The 25,827-nt window shown below is 37.9% G+C and carries 24 protein-coding genes; 18 read left to right on the top strand and 6 right to left on the bottom strand.

Features of this window, described 5'->3' with window-relative positions; all coding sequences use genetic code 11:
* Nucleotides 1-5: 5 nt before the first annotated feature.
* Complete coding sequence (locus BDR01S_RS04225) at nt 6-1,013, top strand: ABC transporter ATP-binding protein (protein WP_066252287.1); 1,008 nt, start codon at nt 6-8, stop codon at nt 1,011-1,013.
* Between the two features lie 21 nt (nt 1,014-1,034).
* The gene (locus BDR01S_RS04220) at nt 1,035-1,628 is read left to right on the top strand and encodes a CDP-alcohol phosphatidyltransferase family protein (protein ID WP_066252289.1); all 594 of its coding nucleotides are present in this window, start codon (nt 1,035-1,037) and stop codon (nt 1,626-1,628) included.
* Between the two features lie 107 nt (nt 1,629-1,735).
* On the opposite strand, the gene BDR01S_RS04215 is transcribed toward BDR01S_RS04220, so the two are convergent.
* The 4 genes from BDR01S_RS04215 to BDR01S_RS04200 all read right to left on the bottom strand — a co-directional run bounded on the left by BDR01S_RS04215 (nt 1,736) and on the right by BDR01S_RS04200 (nt 4,960).
* On the bottom strand, nt 1,736-2,104 hold the full coding sequence (locus BDR01S_RS04215) for a hypothetical protein (RefSeq protein WP_066252290.1): 369 nt from the start codon (nt 2,102-2,104) through the stop codon (nt 1,736-1,738).
* 129 nt (nt 2,105-2,233) lie between these two features.
* Nucleotides 2,234-2,836, bottom strand: coding sequence for a PepSY domain-containing protein (locus tag BDR01S_RS04210; RefSeq protein WP_066252292.1), 603 nt, complete (start codon nt 2,834-2,836; stop codon nt 2,234-2,236).
* 70 nt (nt 2,837-2,906) lie between these two features.
* Entirely contained in the window at nt 2,907-4,268 is a 1,362-nt protein-coding gene (locus tag BDR01S_RS04205) for a sensor histidine kinase (protein ID WP_066252295.1), read from the bottom strand.
* On the bottom strand, nt 4,265-4,960 hold the full coding sequence (locus BDR01S_RS04200; protein WP_066252297.1) for a response regulator transcription factor: 696 nt from the start codon (nt 4,958-4,960) through the stop codon (nt 4,265-4,267). The genes BDR01S_RS04205 and BDR01S_RS04200 overlap by 4 nt, the downstream gene beginning before the upstream one ends.
* Before the next feature lie 180 nt (nt 4,961-5,140).
* Here BDR01S_RS04200 and pabB point away from each other — a divergent pair, with 180 nt between their 5' ends.
* From pabB to BDR01S_RS04165, 7 genes are all read left to right on the top strand, one after another.
* Nucleotides 5,141-6,532 carry an aminodeoxychorismate synthase, component I gene (gene pabB, locus BDR01S_RS04195; protein WP_066252299.1) on the top strand — a complete coding sequence of 464 codons (1,392 nt, stop codon included), beginning with the start codon at nt 5,141-5,143 and terminating at the stop codon, nt 6,530-6,532.
* A 6-nt stretch (nt 6,533-6,538) separates the two neighbouring features.
* On the top strand, nt 6,539-7,132 hold the full coding sequence (pabA, locus tag BDR01S_RS04190; protein ID WP_066252301.1) for an aminodeoxychorismate/anthranilate synthase component II: 594 nt from the start codon (nt 6,539-6,541) through the stop codon (nt 7,130-7,132).
* A 2-nt stretch (nt 7,133-7,134) separates the two neighbouring features.
* Nucleotides 7,135-7,998 carry an aminodeoxychorismate lyase gene (gene pabC / locus BDR01S_RS04185; protein WP_066252302.1) on the top strand — a complete coding sequence of 288 codons (864 nt, stop codon included), beginning with the start codon at nt 7,135-7,137 and terminating at the stop codon, nt 7,996-7,998.
* Nucleotides 7,999-8,005: 7 nt separating this feature from the next.
* The gene (locus tag BDR01S_RS04180; protein ID WP_066252304.1) at nt 8,006-8,776 is read left to right on the top strand and encodes a nucleotidyltransferase domain-containing protein; all 771 of its coding nucleotides are present in this window, start codon (nt 8,006-8,008) and stop codon (nt 8,774-8,776) included.
* A 141-nt stretch (nt 8,777-8,917) separates the two neighbouring features.
* Nucleotides 8,918-9,652, top strand: coding sequence for an urease accessory protein UreH domain-containing protein (locus BDR01S_RS04175; protein WP_066252306.1), 735 nt, complete (start codon nt 8,918-8,920; stop codon nt 9,650-9,652).
* A 216-nt stretch (nt 9,653-9,868) separates the two neighbouring features.
* Nucleotides 9,869-10,273: a hypothetical protein gene (locus BDR01S_RS04170; RefSeq protein WP_066252308.1), complete on the top strand. Its 405-nt coding sequence runs from the start codon at nt 9,869-9,871 to the stop codon at nt 10,271-10,273.
* The gene (locus BDR01S_RS04165; RefSeq protein ID WP_066252310.1) at nt 10,260-11,627 is read left to right on the top strand and encodes a 4Fe-4S binding protein; all 1,368 of its coding nucleotides are present in this window, start codon (nt 10,260-10,262) and stop codon (nt 11,625-11,627) included. The genes BDR01S_RS04170 and BDR01S_RS04165 overlap by 14 nt, the downstream gene beginning before the upstream one ends.
* Nucleotides 11,628-11,780: 153 nt before the next feature.
* On the opposite strand, the gene BDR01S_RS04160 is transcribed toward BDR01S_RS04165, so the two are convergent.
* The gene (locus BDR01S_RS04160; RefSeq protein WP_066252311.1) at nt 11,781-12,038 is read right to left on the bottom strand and encodes a hypothetical protein; all 258 of its coding nucleotides are present in this window, start codon (nt 12,036-12,038) and stop codon (nt 11,781-11,783) included.
* A gap of 309 nt (nt 12,039-12,347) precedes the next feature.
* Between BDR01S_RS04160 and BDR01S_RS04155 the strand changes: the two genes are divergently transcribed.
* Both BDR01S_RS04155 and BDR01S_RS04150 read left to right on the top strand, forming a co-directional pair.
* Nucleotides 12,348-13,997 carry a copper resistance CopC/CopD family protein gene (locus BDR01S_RS04155; protein ID WP_066252314.1) on the top strand — a complete coding sequence of 550 codons (1,650 nt, stop codon included), beginning with the start codon at nt 12,348-12,350 and terminating at the stop codon, nt 13,995-13,997.
* 29 nt (nt 13,998-14,026) lie between these two features.
* Complete coding sequence (locus tag BDR01S_RS04150; RefSeq protein ID WP_082797304.1) at nt 14,027-14,683, top strand: YcnI family copper-binding membrane protein; 657 nt, start codon at nt 14,027-14,029, stop codon at nt 14,681-14,683.
* A 47-nt stretch (nt 14,684-14,730) separates the two neighbouring features.
* Here the strand turns inward: BDR01S_RS04150 and BDR01S_RS04145 are convergent, their stop codons facing one another.
* A complete protein-coding gene (locus BDR01S_RS04145; protein WP_157406103.1) occupies nt 14,731-15,369 on the bottom strand; it encodes a YczE/YyaS/YitT family protein in 639 nt (212 codons plus the stop codon).
* 162 nt (nt 15,370-15,531) lie between these two features.
* Between BDR01S_RS04145 and BDR01S_RS04140 the strand changes: the two genes are divergently transcribed.
* From BDR01S_RS04140 to BDR01S_RS04110, 7 genes are all read left to right on the top strand, one after another.
* Nucleotides 15,532-15,981 carry an SRPBCC family protein gene (locus tag BDR01S_RS04140; protein WP_066252319.1) on the top strand — a complete coding sequence of 150 codons (450 nt, stop codon included), beginning with the start codon at nt 15,532-15,534 and terminating at the stop codon, nt 15,979-15,981.
* 267 nt (nt 15,982-16,248) lie between these two features.
* On the top strand, nt 16,249-19,008 hold the full coding sequence (ppc, locus tag BDR01S_RS04135; RefSeq protein ID WP_066252321.1) for a phosphoenolpyruvate carboxylase: 2,760 nt from the start codon (nt 16,249-16,251) through the stop codon (nt 19,006-19,008).
* A gap of 301 nt (nt 19,009-19,309) precedes the next feature.
* Nucleotides 19,310-21,913, top strand: coding sequence for a bifunctional acetaldehyde-CoA/alcohol dehydrogenase (adhE, locus tag BDR01S_RS04130; protein ID WP_066252324.1), 2,604 nt, complete (start codon nt 19,310-19,312; stop codon nt 21,911-21,913).
* A 95-nt stretch (nt 21,914-22,008) separates the two neighbouring features.
* On the top strand, nt 22,009-23,640 hold the full coding sequence (locus tag BDR01S_RS04125; protein WP_066363025.1) for a long-chain-fatty-acid--CoA ligase: 1,632 nt from the start codon (nt 22,009-22,011) through the stop codon (nt 23,638-23,640).
* 15 nt (nt 23,641-23,655) lie between these two features.
* Nucleotides 23,656-24,459 (top strand): alpha/beta fold hydrolase, encoded by an 804-nt coding sequence (locus tag BDR01S_RS04120; RefSeq protein ID WP_066252325.1) that lies wholly within the window; start codon nt 23,656-23,658, stop codon nt 24,457-24,459.
* A gap of 20 nt (nt 24,460-24,479) precedes the next feature.
* Nucleotides 24,480-25,223 carry a hypothetical protein gene (locus BDR01S_RS04115; RefSeq protein WP_082797298.1) on the top strand — a complete coding sequence of 248 codons (744 nt, stop codon included), beginning with the start codon at nt 24,480-24,482 and terminating at the stop codon, nt 25,221-25,223.
* A gap of 20 nt (nt 25,224-25,243) precedes the next feature.
* Nucleotides 25,244-25,822: a hypothetical protein gene (locus BDR01S_RS04110; RefSeq protein WP_066252326.1), complete on the top strand. Its 579-nt coding sequence runs from the start codon at nt 25,244-25,246 to the stop codon at nt 25,820-25,822.
* The last annotated feature ends 5 nt before the right edge of the window (nt 25,823-25,827 follow it).

Raw genomic sequence — 25,827 nt, 5'->3', positions numbered from 1 at the left:
GAAGAGTGCAGTTAGAGCGAATAAAGATACAAATAAACCAATCTATAATTATTAATTCGATAGATTTGCAAATTAATTCAGGGGAAATTTTTGTGTTAATGGGTCCTTCCGGAAGTGGTAAAACGACCCTTTTAAAGGGGATCGCAGGACTTATCCCATTTACCTCAGGGAAACTAAGATGGGAAGAAAAACATGGAACTACGGGAATTGTCTTTCAAGAACCCAGGCTTTTTCCTCATCTTACTGTATTGGAAAATATTGCGTTTGGGTTAAGAGTCAAAGGTATTCCAGCAAAGGAAAGAAGAAACCAAGCACTTGATTTCTTGAAAAATCTGCAGTTGGAAAGTTTGGAAAGTCGTTATCCTCATCAGTTATCAGGAGGCCAGCAACAGCGTGTTGCCTTAGGGCGTGCGCTGATTTTAAAGCCTGACCTGCTTTTGTTGGATGAGCCGTTTGCATCCTTGGATACATCACTTAGACAAGATTTAATTGAGTGGTTATCTAAACTGCAGAGAAGACTCGGTTTTTCAATATTATGGGTAACACATTATCTAGATGAAGCACTTTCGGTTGCTGACCGTATCGGGATTATGTTTGAAGGGGCAATTCAACAAATAGCTGCACCTGCTGCACTTTTTCAAAACCCTGCAACTGAAAAAATCGCACAGTTCTTATCGCTGCCGAATCGAATCTCCCGAAAACAATGGAATAAATGGTTTCAGAGTGAATTAAACCTGCCGACAACACAAAATAGAGGATGGATTGACTCCAATCATCTCCAAGTAATAGATAGAGACTGCCAGTTGCGTGATATAAATAAAGAAGTTTCATCGTGCATCATATCAGGTATCGTCACAAAAGTAAGACCTAACAGGGAGGGCTATTCAATCCAAGTAACATCGGAAAACAATTTGCTTGATGTTAATACGTTGGGATGGAATAAAATTCCGAAACTAGACGAAAAGATTAGCATTATCGTGCCATTTGAGAAAATTCATTGGTATACTGAATAATTTGGAAGGGGGAGGATGATTATGCTTGATACTCATGGACGTGCAGCCGTTCAACCTATTATTTCAAAAACTGCTCACAACCTATTAAAAGTTGGCTTAAGTGCCAATCATGTAACATATATCGCATTTATTATTGGAATCATCTCGAGCGTTCTAATCTATTTAGGACAGCCGATTGTGGGGGTTGCAGTGCTTTGGTTATCCGGTTTCCTTGATGCAGTGGATGGGAGTATGGCAAGGCAGAGCAAAACTTCATCTTCCTGGGGAACAGTCCTTGATGTCACATTTGACCGTGTAGTTGAAGCAGGGATCCTAGTTGCCTTAGCACTTCGACACCCTGAACCAAATGTACTAATGCTGTTTCTCTTGTTAGCTATTTCGATTATTTTTACGATGACGATTTTCCTAACTGTGGGGGCATTGTCAGAAAAAGAGAGCTATAAATCATTTTATTATCAGCCTGGTTTAGCCGAACGAACAGAAGGTTTTATTCTATTTTCCTTATTGGTACTTTTTCAATCCCATCTCGTATTTTGGACAATCATTTTTATTGGTGTTGAAATTACAACAGGAATCCAACGGTTATTGGAGGCACGGAAAATTTTAAAATCTTAATTTTTTACACAGAAATTGAAAGTGAAAAAAGGAGCTCTATCCAATTGGATGGGCTCCTTCATTATTTACAAAAGATTCCGAGGTATGTTCCCCAAGTTTTTCATTGTCTATTTATCGTTTTCTGCTTTTGTATCGTCATCACCGGTGTGTTTGTCTTGATGAGCACCGTCATCGGCTTTGTTATCGTCATCGCCGCTGTGTCTGTTTTGATGAGTGCCGTCATCGGCCTTGTTATCGTCATGGCCGCTGTGTCTGTTTTGATGTGCACCGTCATCGATTTTGTTATCATCATCACCGCTGTGTCTGTTTTGATGTGCACCATCAACAGCCTTAGCATCATCCCTAGTGTTGCTGTTTTTGTCCTCCTTATGAACCGAGTCCTCTACCCGTGTATCATTTTTTGAAGCTCCCACGGCCACTGCTCCACCCAATATAAGTAACCCTGATAATGCACCAACAATAAGTTTGTTTTTCATTAATAATTCCTCCTTTGTATTTGTTCCTACACTTACAGAATATCCACTGAAGATTAGAGCAAATAGGGGAGAAACATTAGAAATTAGTGAGAATTATTGGTAGTGCATTACTTTCACCTCTGTGATAAATTAGTCATCATCTTCTTTTTTATCATCCTTGCTCCGATTTTTAGAGTCATCCTTTTTATGATCATCACCGCTGCTATGATCATCCCATGTTACAGACATAACATTGCCTGTAATCGCATGTATTTGAACAATGGCTTCTCGGTCATCTTTGGTTTTAATTTGTACAAGATAATAGGTTTGTTCCCCTTTTGTCTCTAGCCAAACATGATCGACTGCGCCATCCACTTGTTTTTTTGCAATTTCTTTAGCTTCTTCCTCAGTAAGTTTTTTAGAAGCATCATTGCGGGTCGTAGTTGTCGAAGGAACAGGAGATTGTGACTTTGTTCCTTTTTTTGAAAACACTAAGACTTTTCCACTTAATGCATCAAGACTGATATGATATAAATTAGCTTCTTTTTCAAATTCAATTTCATATTGCTCGTCGGTTCGCTTTATTTGTGTAACTATTCCCTGATAGCGGTCTTGGACCAGTTTTTGTGCTTCCTCTTTGGTTAAAATTTCAGCAGATACATTGGTATTTCCGGATTTCTGCCAACTTATAAAGAGAAGGACAACAATTAATAGAGAGGTTAACAGAATCCAGATCCCTGTTTTGTTGTTCATTTTTTCACATCCCACCACGATTAGTACATTTATTTTCTAATATCAAGATTAGAAAATGCTGAGAAATGGATTAATTTTTATCTGCTTTAAAAAAAAGAGTTGCCGTGGTTCCAACTCCCACCTCACTTTCAAGTTGAATCCGGATACCAATCGCATCGGCAATTTCCTTTGCCAATGATAAGCCAAGCCCCGAACCGCCTTTTTTCCTGGTTCTCGCCTGATCAACACGATAAAATCGATCAAAGACCTTAGGCATTTCATCATTATTGATGCCGATTCCTTTGTCGGTTACCTTAATAAAAGCCTCACCGCGCTCCAGGCCAGAACTGACTGTTATAGCTTCATCACTATATTTCCGGGCATTATCTAGCAGGATGTACAACAGTTGCTTTAGTTTTTTTTCATCGGTAACAACAGTTGTCACGAGACTGTTTCCCGGTTGATATTGGATTTCTCTTTTATAAGCACTTTGGAAGGCCTTAATGGTTTGAAGTAGGAAATCACCAAGATCTATGGCAGCTCTTTGGATATTCCACTGCTCGTGATGTTTGGCCAACAGTAACAATTGCTCGGTCATTTCTTTCATGCGGATTGCTTCTGAATGGATAGCTTCAATCGATTCGTAAAAAAGCTCTGGTTCTGCTATACCACGCCGCTTTAAAAGACTTGCATAGCTCTCAATAATTGTTAGTGGGGTTTTCAATTCATGTGATGCATTAGAAACAAACTGCTTTTGTTTTTCGTAATTAGTTTCAAGCAATTCAATCATATGGTTAAAAGTTTCGCTCATTTGATTCAGTTCATCTTTGGATTTTCCTTCAAGAGTTAAACGCTTAAAATGGCCGCTGTGTCTAATTTCCTTCATTGTCTTAATCAGCGAAGTAACTGGGTTAGTTATCAGTTTACTAAGAATCCGGCTAGAAATAACCATGGGAATTATCGCAAGTAGTGTCACCAAAACCAGAACCAGTCGCAAAATTTCTAAGTTATCGGCTGCCGATTTAATACTTTTTGTAATTTGAAGATTTGCCACACTCCCATCTAATAATATAATCGGCATAGACTCATAGGTATAATCCCTTTTTTGAAAAACAATAAAGGTACTCACTTCTCCTTTAGAAAACTTCACTTTTCTTTCAATTAAATTTTTTTCGGTAGGACTTGTAACTGTCGATATGGGCTTGTTCTCAGTGGTGACAAATTGAATCATCCCATTAAGGGGTACGTAAGAACGTAAAAGTTCACCCTCAGAAATGGAACCTAGTGATTTCCCAATATCATTGGCGGTTTTTTCCATCTCCTTTGCGGCGGTGTTTAGCTCACTATCGAGAATTAATTTGCTAAAGGTGAAATAAACAGAAATATTCATGATGATTAAGAGCGTGGTAAATAATACAGAAGTGTACAAATTTATTTTATTGCTCAGTTTCATTTTGCTTCCTTCAAGACATATCCGACACCACGGACAGTATGAATTAATGCAGGTTTATTTGGCTGCTCCATTTTTTTTCTGACATAACGGATATAGACATCAACTACATTTGTGTCTCCAATAAAGTCATAACCCCAGACAGCTTCTAAAATTTGATCTCTATTTAGTACCTGGCGTTTATTCGTCATTAAATAGACCAACAAATCGAATTCCCTAGGGGTTAAATCAATTGATTCTTCACCTCTAAAAACTTCTCTTGTTTTTGGATTAATTTTTAAGTCTGCGAATGTCAAATAATTGCCACCTTCTTCTGTTTGTTCGACAACTTTAACCCGTAAAGCAGCACGGATTCGGGCCAGTACCTCTTCAATTTGAAATGGCTTTGTTATATAATCATTTGCTCCATAATCCAGACCGGAAACTTTATCCTCTACAGAATCCTTAGCAGTCAGTAAAAGAACCGGTGTAGTCTTGTTAGTTAGCCGAATACGGCGAAGAAGTTCAATCCCACTTATGCCGGGAAGCATAACATCCAGCAAAATTAAATCCCAGTCTCCGTTCTTATAGGCTGCAAAAGCTTCCAATCCGTCCATTACTTTCGTAACATGATAACCTTCGTATTCAAGTTCAAGTTCAAGTAACCGTGCAATCTTTTCTTCGTCTTCAACAACTAAAATTGAATCCTTTTTCATAAGAAAGCCTCCAGAAAATTCAAATGATTTATTTACCAATTTCCACAGCAAGTCCAATAAATCCTTCATTTAATGACCGAAAAAATAATTCACTCCACCGTGTCTGGCGTCAATCTCCAGTGGTGCCTGACACCCATTTCAAGTATGATGGAAAAAGAGAAACGGTAAGGGGTGGATTGTTTGCGTCAACTTCATTTGTACAGTAAAAAAATTCCTTATACTTATTCAAGGTTCTTTAGTCAGTTCCGCTCGCTTAGCGAGAATAGTACACATTTTGTGTTATTGGAGAGTGGGCGTGGGGGGCGTTATAGTATTGCTGCCTTTCAACCCGAAACGATTATTAAAGGGAAAAACAATCAGCTTGAAATTGAATCTGAAAACACGACGGAACGGTTAGTGGGTAATCCACTTCACATACTAACCGACTGGCTCAGCCAGCATCATGTAGATAAAATAGAAGGTCTACCTAGTTTCCTCGGTGGTGCGATTGGTTACATAAGCTATGATTATGCAAGAAACATAGAAGAACTTCCTAAAATAGCAAAAGATGATTTGGGCATGCCCGAAATTTACTTCTTCATTGTGAAAGAATGGTTCATTTATGACCATGAACAAGAACAATTATGGATAATGATTTTGGCTGAAAATGAACACGGTATTGATCAGCGGTTATCTTATTGGGAACAATGCTGGCTTCAAGAACCAGTCGAAAATAAACAGCCAAAGACAACAGAAATAACTTCTGACCATTTAGAGGTATCGTTAACGGAAGCGGAATTTAAACAAGCAGTAATAAAAGTTCAACAATATATTTCTCAAGGTGATGTGTTCCAGGTGAACCTTGCTGTTCGCCAATCAAAACCAATTGAAGTAAAGGCGCTTCAAGTATATGAACACTTAAGGTCCTTGAATCCATCACCATACATGTCCTATCTCCATACACCAGAATTTCAACTCGTAAGTGCATCACCAGAACTTCTAGTTAAAAAGAACGGACAGGAAGTAAGTACACGTCCAATCGCTGGAACTCGTTCTAGAGGTAAGGACGACCAAGAAGATACGATGCTTGCGAATGAATTAATTGAAAATGAAAAGGAACGAGCGGAACATGTAATGCTGGTGGATTTAGAGCGCAATGACCTTGGCAGGGTATGTAAGTATGGGACCGTTGAGGTCAATGAATTTATGGTCATTGAAAAATACTCCCATGTGATGCATATCGTTTCTAATGTAAGAGGGGAATTGGCTGATGATAAATCAAACTTTGATATTATTAATGCTGCTTTCCCAGGTGGAACGATCACAGGTGCCCCTAAAGTCCGGACAATGGAAATAATAGAAGAACTTGAACCTGTCCAACGCGGAATTTATACGGGTTCACTTGGCTGGATTGATTTCAGCGGTGATCTAGAATTAAATATTATTATCCGAACGATGCTAGTTAAAGATGGAATGGCACATGTTCAAGCAGGGGCTGGAATTGTCATTGATTCTAACCCAAAGCATGAATATAAAGAATCAATGAAAAAAGCAGCCGCATTATGGAAGGCAAAAGAAATGGCAGAGGAGTAAGCAGCGATGATTTTTATGATAGATAATTATGATTCCTTTACCTTTAACCTAGTTCAATACCTTGGTGAACTAGGAGAAGAATTGGTGGTAAAACGGAATAATCAAACGTCAATTGAGGAGATCTCGAAACTGCAGCCTGAATTCTTAATGGTGTCTCCAGGCCCTTGCAGTCCAAATGAAGCGGGAATCAGCCTTGAGGCAATTAAAGCATTTAAAGGAAAAATACCTATATTTGGTGTATGCCTTGGTCATCAGGCGATTGCCCAAGCATTTCAAGGTGAGGTAGTCCAAGCAGAACGGCTTATGCATGGTAAAACATCTGATATGTATCATGATGGAAAGACGATCTTTCAAGGTTTACCGAATCCTTTTCCAGCAACACGATATCACTCATTGATTGTCAAAACAGAGACGCTGCCAGATTGCTTTGAGATCTCTGCCTGGACAAAAGAAGGGGAAATTATGGCGATTCGTCATAAGGAATTACCAATTGAAGGAGTTCAATTTCACCCGGAGTCGATTATGACTACTTCAGGGAAAGAGCTTTTGCAGAATTTTGTCTATCACTATAAACCAGCACCAATTCATCAGGGGAATTAAAAATGTATATCTACTTAAACGGTCAATTTGTAAAAAAAGAAGAGGCAAAAATATCACCTTTTGATCATGGTTTTTTATATGGAATGGGATTATTTGAAACGTTCCGAGTATATGTAAGGCATCCCTTTTTATTAGATGATCATCTAGAGCGTCTTAAGCAGGGGCTAGAGTTGCTTAATATTAACTTCCGCTTTGATAGAGACGAACTGTATTCAAACTTGCAGGAGTTACTAGAAATAAACAATTTAACCAATGCCTATATCCGCTTAAATGTTTCTGCTGGAATTGGTGACATTGGTTTGCAGGTGGAACCTTACATGGAACCGAACATCCTTATTTTTCCTAAGCCGTTACCTCCTGCTGGGGAATTAGCGGAAAAAAGGGCTGTTTTATTGAAGCTAAGACGAAACAGCCCAGAGGGTAAGGAACGAATAAAGTCCCATCATTTTATGAATAATATTCTGGCAAAAAGAGAAATCGGAAATGCCGCTGATGTGGAAGGAGTTTTCTTAACCAAGGATGGATATCTGGCTGAGGGGATTGTCTCAAATATCTTTTGGTTAAAAGGAAATGTCTTATTTACCCCGGCAGTACAGACCGGTATATTAAATGGAATTACACGTCAGTTTGTCATTGAATTAGGGAAGAAAAATAATTTGAGTGTGGCAGAGGGGTTTTATACCGTGGAGAACGCCCTACAGGCAGATGAATTGTTTGTCACCAATTCCATACAAGAAATCGTGCCAATTACTTCTTTTGAGGGGCTGAGGTTGCCAGGCAAAAAGGGGCCAATTGTTCAACAGCTCCATCATGACTATCGCAATTATTGTAAAAGTCTTTGGTCAAGGCATGGTTTAGGGGAGTGAATAACGTATGAAAGAAAAAATCCTAACAGAAATTAAAAAAATCGAGGAACATGACGATGTGAAAATCTGTCTTGCAGTCGAGTCCGGTAGCAGAGCATGGGGCTTTCCATCCAAGGACAGTGATTACGATGTTCGGTTTATTTATGTCCACAAAAAGGACTGGTATTTAAGTATTGATCAAAAGCGTGATGTCATTGAACTTCCGATAAATGACCTTCTGGACATTAATGGCTGGGAATTGCGCAAAGCACTTAAGCTATTTCGCAAATCCAATCCGCCGCTAATGGAGTGGCTCCATTCGGGCATTGTTTATTATCAAGCTTATTCATTAGTAGATAAATTGAAGGCCATCCAAAATCAAGTGTTTTTACCGCAATCAGCACTCTATCATTATTTAAATATGGCAAAAGGTAATTTTCGTGATTATCTTCGTGGTGATCATGTGAAGATTAAAAAGTACTTCTATGTCCTGCGACCAGTTTTAGCGTGTATTTGGATTGAAAGGTATAATTCGGTACCGCCGATTGAATTTCAAACATTGGTGGAGGAACTTCTTGAAGAGGGGCAACTAAAAGAGGAAATCCATACATTGTTAGAGCGGAAAATTAGTGGGGATGAGTTAGACCTTGAACCAAAGTTAACGGTAATTAATGAATTTTTAGAAAAAGAAATCAACCGGCTTGAGGAATACACCAAAACGCTTAAAGTGTCCAAAAAGGATATGACCCCACTTTTGGATGATTTATTCCGAGAAGTTCTTGAAGAGGTTTGGGCTTAAACAAAATTGTATAAATAAATTTAGATCCTTTTGTGAGAATTGATTCAGCAGAATATTGACGATTTTTAGGTTGTTCTTCATAATTTCTGCATCACTTTATGTTAAGCTTTTGCCTATCAAATAATGATTTAAGGTGATTAAATGTACAGTATATTGAGTCAATTTAGCTCCTTTGTGAGTAAACCGTTTACCAATTTTGCATATAGCTTAGAATCATGGCCAATAGTTTTTGCGTTTATTCTGGGACTTATAGGAGCTCTTGCACCATGTCAGCTCACAGGTAATATAAGTGCTGTAACACTTTATGGTAACCGTTCTATTCAAAAGAAAATTGCTTGGAAGGATGTTTTCTTTTTCACTTTAGGGAAGGTAGTAGCATTTTCTTTATTGGGTATTTTGGTTTGGCTGCTCGGAAGGGGATTTGAACAAAATCTTACGTTATATTTTCCGTGGCTACGGAAGATTATGGGACCTTTATTAGTTATTGTTGGGTTGTTTATGTTGGGTTTTATCAAATTAAAAGGAACAATAAATCTATTAAAGGGTTCAAAAGAGTACAAGAGTGATAATGCTCTAGGTTCTTTTATGTTAGGATTTAGTTTTTCACTAGCATTCTGTCCTACTATGTTTATACTTTTCTTTGTCACCTTAATGCCAGTCGTATTGTCTAGTGCCTATGGGTTTATACTGCCTCCTATATTTGCCATTGGAACGGCTATTCCACTATTGATTTTCATTTTTATCATTTGGTACCTCGGTGCTAGTGGTGTGATTATGAAAAAAGGGAGAAAGTTTGGGATGTTGATTCAAAGGATTGCAGGAGTTCTGATGTTACTATTAGGAATTTTTGATACATTAACTTATTGGTCTTTATAAAAATGATATATAACAAAAAAAACAACGAACGATGTATCGTTGTTTTTTTGTTTTGTAAGTATGATTAAGCTCGAGTTTTTACAAATATATGAACAAATGACTAGAAAATCAATTGTGCATATTATCTCCTTCAAAAATGCATACAAACTGCAAATTTCACCAGTAAATTAAACATATGAACATTAGATGCATAATTAACTTTCTGGAGGTGGAAAAATGAAAAAACTATGTTTATTTATTTTTGCAATAGCATTTATTTTCTCTTTCGATGTAAGGGCTTTAGCAGATGAGGGACATTCTCATACCCCAAATGTAAAACAAGCAACAGAGAATCTCAAAAAGGATCATGATGAATCCGGTGGTGAAGATGCTACTATGGACCATGAAAGCGGAACCGATATGGAAGGTATGAATCATGAAAGCGGAACCGACATGGAAGGAATGGATATGGAGGGTGGAAGCAGCAGTGAAGTTCATGATCACCATGCGGCAGTTGTTGAAACACCGCCAAACTATAAGGTGTTAGGAACCTATGGAGCAGTAAATCTATTATTTATTTTAATAGGTGTTTGGAATAAATGGTTTAGACGGAAGGGGGATGTAAACAATGGCCATGCCTGAGAAAAACTTACCAGAAAAAGAACCTTTTGATCTCCTATCGATACCGATCGTGAATAAATTTGTTAAAAGCAAATGGTATCCGGGAATCTTTCAATGGATTGTAATTTTTGTATTTTCGATTATTGTCTATGAATTAGTTATGGGTACCGTAGATCCAAGCAAAAACTTTGGTACAACAATGACGTGGGTATTGTGGTGGCCAGTTATTCCAGTCCTATTTTTAGTAACCGGCCGCTTCTGGTGTGCCATCTGCCCGTTCGGTAAATTAAGTGATATTGTTCGTAAATTTGTTGGCAGCAAGCGACCAATGCCTAAGTTTTTAAAAAAATATGGAATTTGGCTGATTGATTTATTCTTTATTATGATTACTTATAGTGACCATGTGTGGGGAATTGTCGAGTCACCACGAGGTTCTGGTTACCTATTACTTTTACTCGTCACAATGGTGGTAGCAACCTCTGTTTTTTACGAGAGAAGGACGTTTTGTAAGACGCTATGTTTCCTTGGCGGTCTTGCCGGAAACTATTCACGCTCCGGAGCATTAAAAGTGCAGGCAACACCTGATATATGTAAATCGTGTAGAGTGCAGTCCTGTTACAAAGGAACAGAGGGTGTAGAAGGATGTCCAATGTTCCAATTCCCTAGAACAATGGAGTCAAGTGCAGAATGTAATATTTGCGGAAACTGTGTGAAAAACTGTCCAAATAATTCAGTTAAAATTACAACAAGAATTCCTACGAAAGAATTATGGGGCTTAAAAAATCCGAAGCTTGAGCATGCTTCCCTTGCCGCTGTTATTATGGGAATCGTGTTTGTACAAAATATTACGATGCTAGAACCTTGGCAGGATATCTTAAATACAATCAGTTCTATTACCGGTACCTCAAACTATGTTGTTAACTTCACTATTGCCTTTATCATTGCCATGGCATTACCGATCCTATTATTGTTAGGAACTGCAAAACTAGCATCATTTCTTGGAATGGAAGGTTCAATTAAAAAGAACTTTACACGTTTTGGCTATGCTATTATTCCTTTAGATCTTGCTGGACATCTGGCTCATAACCTGTTTCATATCTTCACTGAAGGAAAGGCAGTATGGTTTAATTCGATTCGGTTATTTGGAGTCGACTCAAATCCAGCAAGTTTAAGTCTTGCATCTACTCCAACCGTACAAAGGATTCAGTATATCGTGATTTTAATCGGATTGGTCGGTACTTGTTACGTTATGTATAGGATGGGCAGAAGCAAAATGACCTCTATAAAAGCAATGCTTCCATATTACGTACTTATGACTGTACTAGCCATCACTAATATTTATTTATTCTCCTTACCAATGATGCATAGGGTATGATCATGAACCAAGGAGTTACATTGATTTTATATTACCTGGATAGAATTATTTATTCTATCCAGGTTTTTTATTATGGGATTAGATAGATTGCAAAAAAGGTCTGGTAATAATACCAAACCTCTAGAATAGTAGAGATGAATTTATTTTAAGGCTTTAAAAACTATTCATCATATTTTCACTATTATTTCCTATCCCTTTTGTATCACCCATCATCCCTTCATTTCCATGACAAGCTTTGTACATGTCTTTTAATTCAGCCTTTGAAGAATCTGGATGCATTTTTTGCATAAACGGTAACATTTTTTCAAAACTTACACGTTCACCCGAATTGCTATTTCCAGCTGCAAATACAGCCGTGCCTGCTCCAAGAATTAAAGCAGCACTTAGAATTCCAACAATAAATCTTTTCATTATTCTACAACTCCTTTCTTTTCTTAACAATAAATCAAAAATTTGCAGAAATAGGGGAGATTCTATGTACATATTATGAAGATTTAATTTATATATTTAGTGTTAAAAAAATATTAGCGGTAAAGCTAATATTGTGTGACAAATCTGCCTTATAAATATGAAAGTTCAACAATTTTTCACAAGTTGTTCTTATAAAGATATTGTTAATATTCTTATTTATCATTATCATAGTATCGATAGTGAAAATTATATTACATATGATGTATTTATGAATTACTATATCAATTCGAATGTAAGGGGAGTGATGGATTGCATATTAGAGAAAAAGCCAGTTCATTGCTTGTTATCCTATCCCTGCTTTTATTTTTATTTCCGTCCATTTCATCTGCACATGCTTATATTAAAAAATCTACACCTTTTGAAAATGAGACGGTAGAAAAAGTGCCAACCAAAGTAACGATTAAATTTGATGAATCGATCCAGCCTTCCTTTAACTCTATAAAGGTTTTTGATTCAGAAGGAAATCGAGTCGATAAAAAAAATGGGCGGATTGATGCGAAGCAACCTTTTATCTTAAAGAGTGATTTAAAAAAGAATCTCCCCAATGGCTCTTATCGAATAAAGTGGAAGGTGGTTTCAAGCGACGGCCATCCCGTTGAAGGAGTTATTCCTTTTCAAATTGGTGAAAAAGGACAAGACTCTACTGCGATAGAAAATAAAACGAAAGGCTACACACCCAAAGCAGATTTAATTATTATTCGTTGGCTGCAATATTTAAGCACTGCGTGTTACGTCGGGCTCATCTTTTTTTATATGGTTATTTTGCCTAAGGAACTAAGGGAAACAGGTTTAGTTGATAAGCGGTTCCGTAAACTGATTAGCGCAGGTTTGAAACTTTTATTCATTATAATTCTGCTAGGCCTGCCATTACAGGCGACGATTGAATCGGGTTATCCTTGGAGTGAAGTGTTTACTTTCTCAACCTTCGAAAATATGCTAATGAACACAAATTACGGTCAATCGTGGCTTATACAGATCGCAATCCTTTTAACGCTAACCCTACTCACCTCTTTTATAGGATTGGCCGAGAGCACAAAACGAATCATTTTGTGGGCGTGCTTTTGTTTAGGGACAGCTATGGTATTGACAAAAGCAGTGACAAGTCATGCAGCTGGACAAACCAATCAGGTATTAGCGATAACAATGGATTTTCTCCATTTACTTGCCGCATCGATTTGGATAGGAAGTTTAATTGGTTTTGTCGGATTGCTATCATTCCGTAAGAAGCCGGAATTAAAGCAGGAGTATCTAAAAATGGTCAAAAATTTCTCCAAATGGGGAATCTTGCTGGTTCTTATTCTAACGTTAACAGGATTGTATGGCAGCTTTTTATATATTCCAAACTTTTCAGCACTTTTCCAAACGAACTATGGACAGGTTTTATTGTGCAAAGTAAGCCTATTTTTGTTAATGTTGATACTTGCAGCTGTGAATTTTATTAAAGGAAAAAGGGGAACAGCTGAAGGACTAAGGGCAACACTAAAGGGAGAGCTTTTAATTGGATTGATCATTCTAGTCCTTTCAGTTGTTTTAACCAATTTGCCAACGGCAATGCAGTCACCGGGACCTTTCAAGGAAACAAAAAAAGTAAATCAAGATATGCAAGTTTCATTGAAAGCAACGCCTAATATAATCGGAGTGAATTTATTCGAGGTTACCTTAAAAGACCGAGAAGGGAAGCCAATCAAAGATATTGAACAAATGCACTTAACCTTTACCATGCTTGAAATGGACATGGGAAAAGAAACCGTTAATTTAACAAAAATTGCTGAAGGCAACTATGAAGTAAAGGGTTTGCATTTTAGCATGGCAGGCCGATGGAACGTACATGTCCATGTGCTAACAAAGTCGTTAGAGAGTATCGACACGGATTTTAAAGTTTTAGTGGGAAGTCAATAAAAAAATTGAGGAGAATTCAATTGAAGAAAATGATGATTAGGATTTCAAAATTATTTATTCCAGCAGTAGTAAGTTTATTTTTCTTTTCAAGTTTGGCAAGTGCCCATGTTACCGTAATGCCAAAAACTTCTACAACAGGTGCTTGGGAAACCTATACTCTAAAAGTGCCAGTTGAAAAAGAAGTGGCTACAACGAAAGTGACCATCAAGGCTCCTCAAGGAGTAGAGATTATGTCCTATCAGCCTGTTCCCGGATGGACTTATTCTTCTGAAAAGGATGCTAGTGGAAAAGTTAAAACCTTCACATTTAAGGCGACAGGGGAAGGAATTCAAGCTGGTCAATTTCAACAATTTTTGTTTGTAGGGAAAAACCCTGAAAAAGCTTCAAAAGCTGCGTGGGATGCGTTTCAATACTACAAAGATGGCAGCGTTGTCGAGTGGACAGGTGACGAAGGATCAGATGCACCTCATTCGATTACAGATATTGTAACGTCAACAACCACGGATCACCATGCCACTCAAAATACAGAACATAGTGATAAGACTCAGAAGCAAGTAACTGAAAAAGCAAAAACAGAAGCAACTAAGAAGACAACAGAAACATCCAATTCTTTATCCCTGATTTTATCAGGAATAGCTGCGTTACTTTCTTTAGCATCAATTTTTATCGCAATTCGCAAAAAATAACAGACTAAAGTTTTAAACCGAAGATGCCACCGGCATCTTCGGTTTATTTAGATTACAATACTTTCTTGAGTTTTGCCTTTTTTCCTTTTGACAGTTTCCACTAATGTTTTAAATAGCTTAAGAGAATGCTGGAAAATCGGACTTTGAATGAATGTATATACGAAAGTTGCAATAAATACAGGACCACCTAATAATAAACCGATAATTAATACCATGCTTTCGACAATGATACGTGCTTGGCTTACTGACAGCTTTGTTTTATCAGAAATGGATAGCATAAAACCATCACGTGGCCCAGCACCAATTCCTGCCGCTACATACATTCCACCACCGACCCCTGTAATGATGATCCCACTGAAAAGAATGAGGTAGTCCACCCAAGTTCCCGTTGCTTTTGGAAGAATATCTAACCAGAGGAAAAAGTCCATGATTGGTCCAATACAAAGGGCGTTTAGGACGGTACCAATGCTTATATAACTTCGTGCCACAAAAAAAGAGATGAGAATCAGTATTAACCCGCAAATCACTCCCCAAGTACCAATAGTTAAACCAAAATGTTCATATAGAGCTACATTTAGTACTTCCCATGGGTGTAACCCTACATATTTTACTTTTACGGCAATCGCATTTCCTAATCCGAAAAAGGTTAAACCCCCAAAAAATAAGAAATATTGAAAGATTTTCAACCTTAGGTACCCCCACTTCTTATGTATTTTCTGAATATTTTAATCTATCATAAGATTCTAAGGTATTGCCCGGTAATAATCAATGGTTAATCTACATATATTTTTGAAAGGACCTTCTGCCACTCGAAGGTCTTTTACATTGAATACGAAAGAGGGATACAAATGCTAAGCGATTTACAACATCTAGAATTAGATATCCCGATTGAAGTAATTTGGGACTTTATCCGAGACGAAAACAATTGGGCACCACTTGTACCTGGTTATATTCAACATGAAAAAATAAATGACAGTCAAATCTGTTGGGAATTTAAGAGTGATCTCGGTGTTATGAAAAAGAAGGTAAGTTTATTAATTGATATTAAAGAATGGAATGAACCTGCCCGAGTAAGTTTTGAATTAAAACGGTCAAATGAAAAGTATTTGGGTGAAGGTTACTTTGAAGCAAAAGCATTAAATAAAAATAAAACACGTGTGACAGGCTTTCTTGAAATTAATGCAACAGGGCCAATGGGTACATTAGCGAATTCTCTTTTCAAAAAAGCACTTCAAAAATCGGATGAAGAGGTAGCATCAGTTATTTCTTCAAAATTAGAAGAATTTCATCGCAAGTAAAAATAAACTTAAGTTAAACTTAAGCTAGGATTGATAAAGTTAGTCCAAAATACGGCTCCGAACCAGGAAAACCAACTTGAAAAATCCTAAAATAAATCACTTTAATTTTTTAAATAACTTGAAAAAGCCTGCTTTTCTGCAGGTTTTTTTGATTAGAAAAACTTTATTTTAAAAAAAGACCATTTAATTTTTAACATGAAGTAAAAAATTATGTTATATTAATAAATAAAAATTTAGTGAATTTTTCGATTAAAGGAAGGTGGCCGTATGACTACAGAATTGAAATTAACTGACAGCAGTCTTCCGTTGCGACAGGATGTAAAATTACTTGGCAAAATGCTAGGTGAGATTCTGCTCAATCATGGTGGTTCCGATTTACTTGATAAAGTGGAAACAATTCGATTAATGTGTAAGACATTAAGAGAACATTTCGACCAAGCTATCTATGATGCCTTGAAGGAAGAAATTACTAGTCTTAGTGCACCGATGAGGAAACAAGTTATTCGGGCGTTCTCCATGTATTTTCATTTGATTAATGCCGCTGAGCAGAATCATCGTATTCGTAGACGGAGACAATACCAACTCGAGGCTGAAAATATTGTCCAACCCGCATCAATTGAAAGTGCGATCCTTTCGCTTAAAGAAAACAATATTAAGGAAGATGTCATTCAAGATATCCTTAATACTTTGTCACTTGAACTTGTTATTACAGCCCATCCAACAGAGGCAACTAAGCGCTCCATTCTTGAAATTCAGCAGAGAATCGCTGTTATCCTAAAAAGTCTTAATCACCCGTTATTAACAAGCAGAGAGAGAAAAAAACTTGAAGAAAGTTTGTTTAATGAGGTTTCCATTCTTTGGCAAACAGATGAATTAAGGCAAACGAAACCAACTGTTTTAGATGAAGTCCGAAATGGTTTGTATTATTTTGATCAGACACTTTTCGAGGTTCTTCCTGAAATCCATCAAGAAGTCGCAGATTGTTTAGAGAAAAACTTCACTCAAACACAATGGGAAGTTCCGAATTTCTTACGTTTTGGCTCATGGATCGGTGGAGACCGCGATGGTAATCCCAATGTTACACACGATGTTACTTGGGAGACACTAAATAGGCAGAGAAGACTCGTCTTAAAAAAATATAGAAATGTTCTGGTTGATTTAATGAAACGATACAGTCATTCCACTTCAAGAGTGGAGGTAAGTACAGAGCTTCTTCATTTGATTGAACGAGAAGATATTTATTTAACAGAAGAGAAAAAATGGCCAATTCAAGGGGAAGTGTACCGCCGGGCATTTGCAATTATTATTGAACGGGTAAAACAAGTGGGTAAAACTAACTTGGGCTATAATTCTTCCGATGAATTATTAGAAGACCTATTTATTATTAGAAAAAGTTTGAAAAAGCATCATCCAGCTGCACATGAATTAAAGACGATTCAAAAGCTGATCCGACAAGTACAATTGTTTGGTTTTCATTTAGCCACACTCGATATTCGGAATCATAGCGGTGAACATGAGGCAGCTATGACGGAAATCTTACGCAAAGTTAGTATCTCCGAAAATTATGCGAAGCTGACCGAAGAAGAAAAACTAAAAATACTGCAAAATATTCTAATGGATCCTCGCCCACTACTATTATTAAATGAAGATTATTCGGAGCAAACACAAGAAATGATTAAAGTGTTTCAAATGATCAAGAAGGCACATGAGGAATTCGGAAAACGAGCTATATCCGTTTATCTTGTGAGCATGACAAAATCACCAAGTGATTTGCTTGAAGTACTGGTTCTTGCGAAAGAGGCCGGAATTTATCGCCTTCATGCAGATGGGACCTTAGAAAGCCATTTACATGTGGCGCCATTGCTAGAAACAATTGACGATTTATCCGCAGGACCAAAAATTATGGCAACACTATTTGAGATGACTGTTTATCGAAATCATTTGCAAATTATGGGCGACCAGCAGGAAATTATGCTCGGTTATTCAGACGGAAGCAAAGATGGGGGGACATTGACAGCTAACTGGAAACTTTATAAGGCTCAAATTGAAATCCATGAAATGGCGAATAGGTACAAAATCGGACTTAAGTTCTTCCATGGCCGTGGTGGTTCGTTAGGACGTGGCGGCGGTCCGTTGAACAAAAGTATCCTCTCCCAACCGACAGAAACTATTGGCGACGGGGTAAAAATCACTGAGCAAGGAGAAGTATTATCATCACGGTATTTACTCGAGGATATTGCCTATCGCAGTTTAGAACAGGCAACTTCCACACTCCTTTTAGCAGCCACACATTTATCAAAAGAAGCGGAGCAAAGACAGACACGTGACCCTTTGTGGGTAGAGGCGATTGAAGAAATCTCAAGCCTAGCGTTGACTAAATATCAATCACTTGTGTTTGGCGATCCAGATTTCCTTACCTACTTCTCAGAAGCAACACCACTCAGAGAACTCGGGGATTTAAATATTGGTTCAAGGCCGATGAGCAGAAAAAACCAAGGCCGTTTCGAAGATTTACGGGCAATCCCATGGGTATTTGCCTGGACGCAAAGCCGTCAGCTGCTGCCTGCATGGTACGCTGCCGGTACTGGTTTATCAGGTTATGCAGCAAATGAAAAACAAAATTTGCCACTTCTACAGGAAATGTATGAAAAATGGCCGTTCTTCCAATCAACCATTGATAATCTGCAAATGGCATTAATGAAAGCAGACATAACAACAGCTAGAGAATATTTATTGCTTGTGGAGGATCAGAAAATTGCAGAACGGATATTTACGAATATTCTTGAAGAGTATGAAAGAACAAAAGAAATACTTCTTAGAATTACTGGCGATAAAGAATTGCTAGATCACACACCGAATATTAAGGAATCGGTCTATAGAAGAAATCCATATGTCGATCCGCTTAACTTTTTACAAGTAGAATTAATAAAAGAATTACGAAATCAAGACGAACCTAATGAAGACTTGCTAACGGAAGTCTTGCTGACAATTAGCGGGATCTCTGCAGGGCTACGAAATACTGGTTGATAATAAGGATAAAGCCATGAACTCTTTCCAATAAGGAGTTTATGGCTTTTTTTCATGCTAACATGCCTGAAACGGAATTGAATATCTGTGTGATCTGGATAATTATGAACATTTTATGAAACTTCTAATAATGAATGGTTATTCATTCATTTTTTCGCACAATTCGACAAATTTCGATTTATCTGTCGTGATATATTTTAGCCAATAGAGAAAAGGGAGTGAGTTTAAACCCATTTGCTTAGTATACGAGCCTGATTTTAGTCGAATTTCTAAAGTAGTAATGAATACGGAGGGATATAAAATGGCAGTTGAAGAAAAGGCAGTACAAGAAAAACAAATGATTGCTTCGATGATTGATAAATTAGCTAATAATGCTGCAAAGGCGCTCGGAGATTTTCGATGTTTCAACCAGGAAATGATCGACGAAATCGTCAAACAAATGGCTCTTACGGCCCTTCAAAATCATAAGAATCTAGCAAAGCTTGCAGTTAAAGAAACAAGAAGAGGCGTTTATGAAGATAAAGTTTTCAAGAATATGTTTGCCACAGAATTCATTTACAACAATATTCGAGATATGAAAACTGTGGGTGTTATTCGTGAAAACGAAAATGAAGGAATGGTAGAGATTGCTGAACCAGTTGGTGTGATCGCAGCGGTCATCCCGATTACAAATCCGACGTCGACTGTTATCTTTAAATCATTGATTTCACTTAAAACGAGGAATCCAATTATTTTTGCATTCCCGCAGTTTGGGCAAAAATGCTGCACTGAGACAGCAAAACTACTTAAGGAAGCTGCCATTAAGGCAGGTGCTCCAGAGAATTGTATTCAATGGATCGAAGTCCCCTCCCACGAAGCCTTTCAGGCCTTAATGAAACATCCGAAGGTATCCATGATCCTAGCAACAGGTGGACCAAATTTGGTAAAGGCTGCTTACAGCTCCGGTAAACCGGCACTAGGAGTTGGCGCTGGAAATGTGCCTTGTTATATTGAAAAAACCGCCAACATTAAAAGGGCAGTCAATGACGTTATCTTGTCCAAAACATTTGATAACGGAATGATCTGTGCTTCTGAACAAGCTCTTATTATCGATCAAGAAATTTATGAAGAAGTTAAGCAAGAAATGATAGCAAATAATTGTTATTTTCTTAATGAAGAAGAAAGATTAATGGTGGAAAAGGTTGCAGTTTTTGAAAAAACCAATTCAATCAATCATTTAATCGTTGGGTTGCCAGCTGCGATGATTGCTAAACTGGCTGGAGTAAATGTCCCGGTAAATACCAAGATTCTCATTGCCGAATTAAAGGGAGTAGGTCCAAGATATCCGCTTTCATGTGAAAAACTAAGTCCGCTTCTTGCGTGTTACAAGGTTAATAGTTTTGCAGAGGGTATGCTTATTGCGGAGGAAACTCTAGAATACGGTGGACTTGGACACTCTGCTGCGATTCATACAGCTGATCAGAATTTAGTAGATATGTTCGCACTTCGTATGAAAGCCGGCAGAATCATGGTTAATACACCATCGACCCATGGGGCGATTGGGGATATCTATAACACATCATTGCCGTCATTAACAATCGGATGTGGTACTTATGGGGGGAACTCTGTGTCACAAAATGTAGGAGCAGAAAATCTGATAAATATTAAAAAGGTTGCCAAAAGAAGAACGTTTACCCAGTGGTTTAAAGTGCCTTCACAGATTTTCTTTGAGAAAAATTCAATTCAAACGCTTGCTTCAATCCCAGGTATCTCAAAAGCTTTTATTGTTACAAGTGGAAGCCCTTTGAAAAATGGCTATGTCGACAAGGTTCTTTATTATCTTGATAAGAATCCAAGTAAAATCCAATTTGAAACTTTCTCCGATATTGAACCGGAACCGAGCATTGAAACGGTTATGACAGGTGCGGAAAGAATGAGAAAGTTTCAGCCGGATTGTATTATTGCCCTTGGCGGCGGTTCTGTTATGGATGCAGCGAAAGCAATGTGGTTATTCTACGAGCATCCAGAAACAGATTTCCACAGTTTAACACAAAAATTCTTTGACCCAAGTAAAAGAGTGGTAAAATTCCCAGTTCTTCGTGAAAAAGCAAAATTTGTAGCGATTCCGACTACTTCCGGGACAGGTTCAGAGGTTACCGCTTTTTCTGTTATTTCAGATAAAAGGTCAAATATGAAATATCCACTAGCAGATTTCCAATTGACACCTGATGTCGCAATCATCGATCCACAGTTTGTCATGACAGTTCCAAAGCATGTTACTGCTGATACGGGTATGGATGTCCTGACACATGCAATTGAGTCGTACGTCTCAGTTTTAGCGAATGACTATACAGATGGACTTGCATTGAAAGCAATTCAGCTTGTCTTTAAGTATTTGCCAATGGCCTATAGGGATGGCAGTGATGAGCTTGCACGCGAAAAAATGCATAACGCATCGACAATAGCTGGGATGGCCTTCGCCAATTCCTTCCTAGGGATTAATCATAGCCTTGCCCATGTTTTAGGTGCAGAATTTAACATCCCGCACGGACGTGCCAATGCGATTCTTTTGCCGCATGTCATTCGTTATAATGCTGCTAAGCCAAATAAATTCATGACCTATCCTAAATATGAAAGTTTTATTGCAGACGAGCGCTATGCTGAAATTGCCAAAATGCTTGGTCTACCTGCAAGAACAACAGAGGAAGGTGTTGAAAGCCTAATTCATGCAATTATTAAGCTGGCTAAAGACTTGGAAATTCCAATGAGTATCGAAGCAAATGGTGTCAATGCAACAGAATTTGAAAGCAAAGTAACAGCTCTCGCTGAACTTGCATTCGACGACCAAGACACGATTGCAAATCCGAAACAACCGTTTATTAGCGAACTGGCAGAAATTTACCATCAGGCATTTTTGGGGAAATAACCTATAAAAATCAGTCCCAACTATTTTGGGACTGATTCTCAAAATAGTTTTCAATTTTTTTAATAAATTAGAGGGAAAAACAAGGAGTGGCTACTATGGTATATATGAAAAAACCTTGGTTGAAGTGTTATGATCCCCGAATTAGTGAACAAGTTTCAGTAGATTACGATTCATTATTTGACCTATTGAAGCAAGCGGCAAATATTCATAATGAAAAACCTGCGCTTACTTTTTTTGACAGATCTTGGAGCTACAAGGAAACTAGAATGATCTCGGAATGGTTTGCAGCTTCATTATATCGGATTGGTCTTAAAAAGGGTGATCGTCTGGCAATAATGCTTCCTAACTGTCCTCATTATATTTTTAGTTTATTTGCCGGGTTCCGGTTGGGTGGAATCAACGTTCAAGTCAATCCAATGTATGTAGAACGAGAAATTGAATATGTTCTTAATGACTCAGAAGCAGAGTACATGGTCGTATTTGAAGCCTTTTACCCAAAAGTTATTCAGGTAAAGCCAAAAACCTCTTTGAAAAAGGTTATTGTCGTTGGTTTTGGCGGCAACAGAATACCACTTGAAGCTGGGGATATTTATTTTGATGACTTCCTTACCCATGACAACGTTATCCCTGATGTCCCGATAAATGTACATGAAGATGTAGCACTTTTACAATACACTGGTGGTACAACAGGGGTTTCTAAAGGTGTAATGCTTACTCACTACAATCTTCTTGCCAATACTATTCAAGTATGTGATTTTACTTATAATGCTGTTGATGAGAAACCGGAAAACTTTAAAATTGTCAGTGTCCTTCCAATGTTTCATGTATATGGACTCTCGTGTAATGCACTTGCCGCAATCAGGATAGGTTGTAATCAACTAATCATGCCGCGATTTGATGCAACCGAGCTGCTTGAGCTTATTAAAAGAGAGAAGCCATTCCATATGACAGTAGTCCCAACAATGATTTTTGCTTTAAACAACCACCCACTATTAGAAGAAAGCAATATTGGGGAAATTTTCTATTTGAACAGCGGCGGTGCACCGTTGCCTATCGAGCAGATAAAATCATTCGAGAAAAGAGTAGGGGCAAGAGTGGTAGATGGGTACGGGCTCTCAGAAACGGCACCATCAGCGATCGCAACACCTCCTTTCCTTGCACAAAAATTGGGTAGTGTAGGGATCCCGCTCCCTGGTACCGAGGCGCGAATTGTAAAAGAAACACCGGAAGAATTAGTGGATGTGCCTGTTGGAGAGGCGGGAGAGTTACTCCTTCGCGGTCCACAAGTCATGAAAGGTTACTGGCGACGACCTGGAGATACGGATCAGGTACTGAAAAACGGATGGCTCTATACTGGAGACATTGCCAAAATGGACGAAGACGGATACTTTTATATACTAGACCGTAAGAAGGATATTATTATTGCGAGCGGATACAATGTTTATCCACGTGAAATAGAAGAAGTACTTTATCAGCATGAAGCTGTTGAGGAAGCAATTGTAATTGGAATTCCAGACATGTATAGAGGAGAAACTGTAAAGGCGTTTGTAAAGCTTAAAGCCGGTGCTTCAGTTTCACCACAAAGTCTGATCGAGTTTGCCACACTGAATCTTGCACCGTATAAAGTTCCAAAGGAAATTGAATTATTAGACGAGTTACCTAAATCATCAGTAGGCAAGCTGCTTAGAAGAATGCTTCGCAAAGAACAGGAAAAAGTGGAGAAATAAAAAGGAGATTTTATAATGCCAATAACAAATGCAAATGGTATCGAGCTTTATTATGAAGTCCATGGTGAAGGCGAACCTTTGTTATTAATAATGGGATTAGCCCATAATTTATTATCATGGAAAAAAAGCCTCCCAGTATTAGCAGAACAGTTTAAGGTGATTATTTTTGACAATCGCGGAACAGGGAGAAGCTCCAAGCCAGAAACCCCTTATACGATAGAACTAATGGCAGATGATGCAAAAGCTGTCCTAGATGCAGCAGGTGTGGAGCAGGCACACGTATATGGGATATCAATGGGGGGAATGATTGCCCAGCGCTTGGCAGTAAATTATCCGGAACGCATCAAATCACTCATCCTTGGATGTACTTCACCAGGAGGAATTAATCAAGTCGCGCCCGGTGGAGAAGTGATTATGACGTTACTCTCAGGTGCTACTATGCCAACTACACCACTAGAAGCTGCATGGGCATCTGTTCCCATACTCTACAGCACATCCTTCATAGAAAACCATCGAGATTCCATTGCAGAGCATATTGAAACAATGATAGAGATTCCAACACCGGTCCATGGAATTATGCAGCAATTCCAAGCATGTCTTGCCCATGATACGTATGAGGAACTGACCAAAATCAATATTCCGGTATTAGTCCTCCATGGGGATGCAGATAGGCTCATTCCTGTTGAAAATGGGAAAATGTTAGCAGATAGAATTAAAGATTCAGAGCTTTATATTGTCTCCGGCGCTGGGCACCTATACTTAATAGAAGCGCAGAAAGCTGTCGATGAAAAAGTGATCGATTTCTTAAAAAAACATTAAATTGAAAGGATGCGAGTAAGATGACTGACAAAAATGAAATAGAAAAAGAACCAGTAAAAGAAACAAAATCAAGGAAGAAAAAGCAAGAAGTTGGAGCCTCTCATGAAAATGAAGCAAAAAAGGAGCTAGATTCAGAAGCAGTAGAAGAACCCGTACTTGAAACTATGATCGTAGAGGAAAAGGTCATCGAAAAAGAAGCTGGTGAAGCACAACTTTCAAGCTTAGATACCCTCTGGCACAATGCTTTTAATGAATTAGACGAATGGGCAAAGCGCGGTGATTTCCGGGATGAGGTTTTCCTTAAAGAGGCAATGTTTTTTGCAGACAACATTCAAAGAAATCAAGGAAACATAAAGGCACTAGCTGAAAAATTTAACAAGGAATTTACCGAATGGGAAAGAACAGCTAGAGAAGAATTCTTGATGTCCACAACAAGTTTGCAACATTTCTTTCCGCTAAGATCATATGAAGAAATCAATGCCCAGATTAATCAAATTCAAAAAAGAACTATGTCGATTCTACACAAACCTTTTCAAAAGATAACAAATTATCAAGCTATGGATAAATACCTTGAAATTATAGATCAATATATTGCTATTAGGAAAAAAAGCAGGAATCAATATATCAAAACCGTTAAACAAGCAGGAAATCTTATCTATGAAAATCAAAAGGGTTTTGTTAATCTTTTTGCGAAACAAATTGAAACACTGATGTTCCCATTAAATAAATATATGGAAAAAACAGAAGAACTTACTAAATCATAATTACAAGGGAGCGATAATGAATGTCTAAGGATAAAATATATGATCCTTTTCTAGGATTCAGAAAAATAAGTAGCATGTGGGAAAAACGTTTGAATGGTCTGTTATTCATGATGACTGACAACAATGAGTTCGTTCGGCTATTGAAGGTTGGTACGGAAAGTCACGCACGTTACATGGAATTGTTACGAAAAAACCAAGAACTCATGGCAGGAGTAATAAATATTCCAACGAAAAAAGATGTGGCAAATGTAGCAAAGCTGTCTCTTCAAACGGAAGAAAAAATTGATATTTTAGAAGAGCAAATTTGGAATTTACAGGATAGTTTAGGTTCGTTAAATAATGAAAACTTGGCTATGTTTCAAGAAATAGTGAGCATCGTCCAACAAATGAAGGACGAATTCCAAAAAATGGCCCAAGAAGTAGCAGAAACACAAAAACTGAAAGAAGACGTTCATGAATTACGGCAGGGTATTGTAGATTTATCGGAAATTAAGCAAGAACTGGCCACATTGAAAAATCTTTTACAAAAAGGAAAGACAAAAGATAAAGAAAAAGAGCTAGTTCTTACTGGTGCTGGCACTAAGGAAGAAAGGAGCTGAAAAGG

This window comes from Neobacillus drentensis NBRC 102427 (assembly GCF_001591445.1).
GTDB classification, from domain to species: Bacteria; Bacillota; Bacilli; order Bacillales; family Cytobacillaceae; genus Neobacillus; species Neobacillus drentensis.
The sequence above is the reverse complement of the archived record's forward strand: the minus strand, read 5'-3'. Positions and strand labels throughout refer to the sequence as shown.

Coding starts and splice junctions, on each gene's coding strand:
- BDR01S_RS04220 (WP_066252289.1), top strand. CDS start 1,035: ATGCTTGATACTCATGGACGTGCAGCCGTTCAACCTATTATTTCAAAA.
- BDR01S_RS04215 (WP_066252290.1), bottom strand. CDS start 2,104: ATGAAAAACAAACTTATTGTTGGTGCATTATCAGGGTTACTTATATTG.
- BDR01S_RS04210 (WP_066252292.1), bottom strand. CDS start 2,836: ATGAACAACAAAACAGGGATCTGGATTCTGTTAACCTCTCTATTAATT.
- BDR01S_RS04205 (WP_066252295.1), bottom strand. CDS start 4,268: ATGAAACTGAGCAATAAAATAAATTTGTACACTTCTGTATTATTTACC.
- BDR01S_RS04200 (WP_066252297.1), bottom strand. CDS start 4,960: ATGAAAAAGGATTCAATTTTAGTTGTTGAAGACGAAGAAAAGATTGCA.
- pabA (WP_066252301.1), top strand. CDS start 6,539: ATGATTTTTATGATAGATAATTATGATTCCTTTACCTTTAACCTAGTT.
- pabC (WP_066252302.1), top strand. CDS start 7,135: ATGTATATCTACTTAAACGGTCAATTTGTAAAAAAAGAAGAGGCAAAA.
- BDR01S_RS04180 (WP_066252304.1), top strand. CDS start 8,006: ATGAAAGAAAAAATCCTAACAGAAATTAAAAAAATCGAGGAACATGAC.
- BDR01S_RS04175 (WP_066252306.1), top strand. CDS start 8,918: ATGTACAGTATATTGAGTCAATTTAGCTCCTTTGTGAGTAAACCGTTT.
- BDR01S_RS04170 (WP_066252308.1), top strand. CDS start 9,869: ATGAAAAAACTATGTTTATTTATTTTTGCAATAGCATTTATTTTCTCT.
- BDR01S_RS04165 (WP_066252310.1), top strand. CDS start 10,260: ATGGCCATGCCTGAGAAAAACTTACCAGAAAAAGAACCTTTTGATCTC.
- BDR01S_RS04160 (WP_066252311.1), bottom strand. CDS start 12,038: ATGAAAAGATTTATTGTTGGAATTCTAAGTGCTGCTTTAATTCTTGGA.
- BDR01S_RS04150 (WP_082797304.1), top strand. CDS start 14,027: ATGATGATTAGGATTTCAAAATTATTTATTCCAGCAGTAGTAAGTTTA.
- BDR01S_RS04140 (WP_066252319.1), top strand. CDS start 15,532: ATGCTAAGCGATTTACAACATCTAGAATTAGATATCCCGATTGAAGTA.
- ppc (WP_066252321.1), top strand. CDS start 16,249: ATGACTACAGAATTGAAATTAACTGACAGCAGTCTTCCGTTGCGACAG.
- adhE (WP_066252324.1), top strand. CDS start 19,310: ATGGCAGTTGAAGAAAAGGCAGTACAAGAAAAACAAATGATTGCTTCG.
- BDR01S_RS04125 (WP_066363025.1), top strand. CDS start 22,009: ATGGTATATATGAAAAAACCTTGGTTGAAGTGTTATGATCCCCGAATT.
- BDR01S_RS04120 (WP_066252325.1), top strand. CDS start 23,656: ATGCCAATAACAAATGCAAATGGTATCGAGCTTTATTATGAAGTCCAT.
- BDR01S_RS04115 (WP_082797298.1), top strand. CDS start 24,480: ATGACTGACAAAAATGAAATAGAAAAAGAACCAGTAAAAGAAACAAAA.
- BDR01S_RS04110 (WP_066252326.1), top strand. CDS start 25,244: ATGTCTAAGGATAAAATATATGATCCTTTTCTAGGATTCAGAAAAATA.